The organism is Ectobacillus sp., assembly GCF_056992975.1.
In genome coordinates this window covers 1-3,067 of sequence record NZ_JBXKMX010000032.1, presented here as the reverse complement: position 1 = coordinate 3,067, position 3,067 = coordinate 1, and the positions used below count along the sequence as shown (strand labels likewise).

At 35.6% G+C, this 3,067-nt stretch carries 3 protein-coding genes; all 3 read left to right on the top strand.

Annotated elements, in window-relative coordinates; genetic code table 11:
• The first annotated feature begins 117 nt into the window (after nt 1-117).
• The 3 genes from AC11ZT_RS01320 (at nt 118) to AC11ZT_RS01310 (ending at nt 2,947) form a co-directional block, all read left to right on the top strand.
• Nucleotides 118-561, top strand: coding sequence for a hypothetical protein (locus AC11ZT_RS01320; protein WP_484057878.1), 444 nt, complete (start codon nt 118-120; stop codon nt 559-561).
• A gap of 125 nt (nt 562-686) precedes the next feature.
• Complete coding sequence (locus tag AC11ZT_RS01315; RefSeq protein WP_484057877.1) at nt 687-1,634, top strand: CobW family GTP-binding protein; 948 nt, start codon at nt 687-689, stop codon at nt 1,632-1,634.
• A 335-nt stretch (nt 1,635-1,969) separates the two neighbouring features.
• Nucleotides 1,970-2,947 (top strand): LacI family DNA-binding transcriptional regulator, encoded by a 978-nt coding sequence (locus AC11ZT_RS01310; RefSeq protein ID WP_484057876.1) that lies wholly within the window; start codon nt 1,970-1,972, stop codon nt 2,945-2,947.
• Nucleotides 2,948-3,067: the final 120 nt, after the last annotated feature.

Below are 3,067 nucleotides of genomic sequence, written 5' to 3'. Positions count from 1 at the left end.
GGAGAGAGTGTTTTTTTGTATTTTCCCTTTTCAATTTGCAAATTGTTTTGTAGGATAGTAAACGTACGATTTTTCTATGAGATACGAGAAGAATCATAGAAAAGAGGAGGAGTACGTATGAAGTTTTCAATGAACAAAGATGTAGTATTCGTGGCGTTCTCAATCAGTCTTTTTCCGGTAGCCATTCTTTTATGTATAGCCGGCATAAAGGCAAGTGGATTTACGTCGTTTATAGCAATGTTATTTGGTATTAGTAGTATACTGGCAGGTGGTTTTCTTACATGGGCATCGTTTCATTCATACATTGAACTTACAGATGAGTATGTTATTCATTACTTTGGTTTACTTGAAACGAAGGTTACACTTGATCGGATTAGAGAAGTACGCGTGCTGAAAGATTCTACACCTGCTTTTTGTACATCCGTAATTCGAATGCAGCTTTGGTTATATCCACAGGAAGTGGTAACGATAACAAGTGTAAAAGAGGATAAAGTGTTCTTTGAAGCGCTACAACAAAAACTACCAACCGTATATATAGCAAATAGTAAAGTGATGATCTAATGAAAAGAGTCTGTTTCGCAGGACTCTTTTCGAAAATATATGAAAATTCACTGTATTTCTAATTTGTGATATGCTAAAAGTGAACATTTGAGGCTATTTGAATGCTGTAAGGAGGGGATAGGCTTTTGACGAAACAAGTTCCTGTTTATATACTAAGTGGATTTTTGGGAAGCGGTAAAACAACAGTATTGCTACATATGCTTGAGTATTTTAGAAATAGAAATGAAAAGCCTGCTATTATCTTAAATGAATTAGGAAAAGTAAATGTAGAAAAGCATTTGTTTTCAGAAGAACGCGTCAATGAATTGTTGGACGGCTGTATTTGTTGTAGTATGCAAAGTAACTTTCGAGGTGTATTAGACCAATTGGCAGCAAGTTATAATGAAATAGACGCTCTAATTATAGAAGGTACTGGAGTAGCCAATCCAATCGAACTAGTAGATGTATTAACTGATAGTAGTTACCGAGATTTATTTGAACTGCAATCAATCATTGGAATCGTGGATGCCGCACGTTTTCTGGAATACACTCACTTGTTTTTAAGCTCTGCATCCATGCGTGTATTATTTAAGGATCAAATTAAGTGTTCATCCTATGTAATATTAAACAAGGTCGATGCAATCTCAGAAAAAAAATTACACACGATTGAATCTAAGCTACACTCCTTTATAGGGGAAGGGGTTCCTGTTATCCATACATCCTATGGAGAGGTGAAAGCCGAGGATTTGCTACAAAAAAGAATGATAACATCTGTCACGAGTGAAACAGCACATCATCATCATCATCACGGATCGATTCAAGCCATTCGCGTTGAAAATATCCCCGCACTTGATAAAAGGAAACTGAAGGAATGGTTTCATTTGCTTTCTGAGCATGTGTATAGAGGGAAGGGAATCGTGAGAATAGAAGGAAAGCCAGAATTGTATGAACTACAATATGCATCCGGACAATTAAAAATCAATGCTATGTACATTGATGATGGTACAGTTGCCTCAAATATCATCTTAATTGGCGAAGAAAACGAAGCAAAAACAGCAGCACAAAGTTTTGAAGCTCAATTTAAGGAAAGATAATCGTAATACCTCCTTCTTCTCAAAACATAGAAGGAGGTATTTATAGTAAAAAAGCAAAATAAAGTAACCAAAACGCATGAATAAGCATAACATTCTTCTTCGATTCTACTGAAATAAAGCCCTACATATGTTAGAATGCCATCGATGGTCCACGCTAAATATAGAAATATAACATGCAGGAATTACCTCCCTTTCATTATAAAAACTAGCCAATGTAATAATTTTTGTTACTATCATATACGTACATATTCAGATATATCTTCTTTTTATTGGATTTTTTTGTAACTTGCTTATAGGATAAGTAGAAGGGACATTTTTAAAAGGAGAGCGTACAAATGGCAAATATTAAAGAAATTGCTATATTGGCAGGAGTATCGGTTACAACCGTGTCCCGTGTGTTAAATAACCATCCTTATGTCAGCGATGCCAAACGTAAGGCAGTTTTAGATGTCGTAGCTAGGCTTAATTACACACCAAATTATAATGCTGTCTATCTTTCTAAAGGAAAGACACTCACAATAGGGGTTCTCATACCATTTTTAAATCATCCATATTTCTCAGCCATTACACAAGGAATCGCTAATGGGGCGCTGCAACATAATTATCGAATTGTAACATGCCAAACGAATTACGAGGCTATAGAAGAAATGAAAGCATTGCAGCTACTACAAATGCGACAGGTAGATGGATTTATTATTTGTAGCAAAACTATGGAATGGGAAGAAATTGCACCGTTCACTTCCTATGCACCTATTGTTGCATGTGAGGATACTACAAATGATTCCATATCATGTGTACATATTAATCAGTATTTAGGGTTTACTCTTGGCATGGAGCATCTAATAGAGCGAGGACATCGTCATATTGGATATTGCATAGCAAGACAAACGAGTTTTAATAGCAAACAAAGAAAACGAGCGTATGATGATGCCCTTACTCAAATCAATGAGCCGATTCACGAAGAATGGATTTTTGATGGGTGTCTAGAGATTCAAGATGGGGTAAGAGTAGTTAGAGAATGGATGTTGCTAAAGGATAGACCGACAGCATTACTTGTTTCCTCTGATCAAGTGGCAGCAGGGATTGTGATGGAAGCAAGAAAGAGAGGGATTAGTGTTCCGGAGGATTTGGCTGTTATTGGCTTTGATAATCACCCTATTTCAGAAATTATGGGTATTACAACGATTGAACATCCAAGTTTAGCATTAGGAGAGAGCGCATTTCGCTTGCTTTTTTCTCAATTAAATGGGGAGGTTTTGGAGAAAAACAACATTGAATTGGCATTACGATTAATAAAACGTAACACAACCTAGTGAAATATTACAAATATAATACGAATCATTACAATATGTTTCGTTATATTAGAATCTGTAAATAGGATTTAAAGAGACTGTAAAATAACTCCACTCAAAATATGTTATAACTATATAAGA

What these genes read in the sequence shown, in the direction of transcription:
- AC11ZT_RS01310 (WP_484057876.1), top strand. Translation starts at nt 1,970, where the DNA reads ATGGCAAATATTAAAGAAATTGCTATATTGGCAGGAGTATCGGTTACA.
- AC11ZT_RS01320 (WP_484057878.1), top strand. Translation starts at nt 118, where the DNA reads ATGAAGTTTTCAATGAACAAAGATGTAGTATTCGTGGCGTTCTCAATC.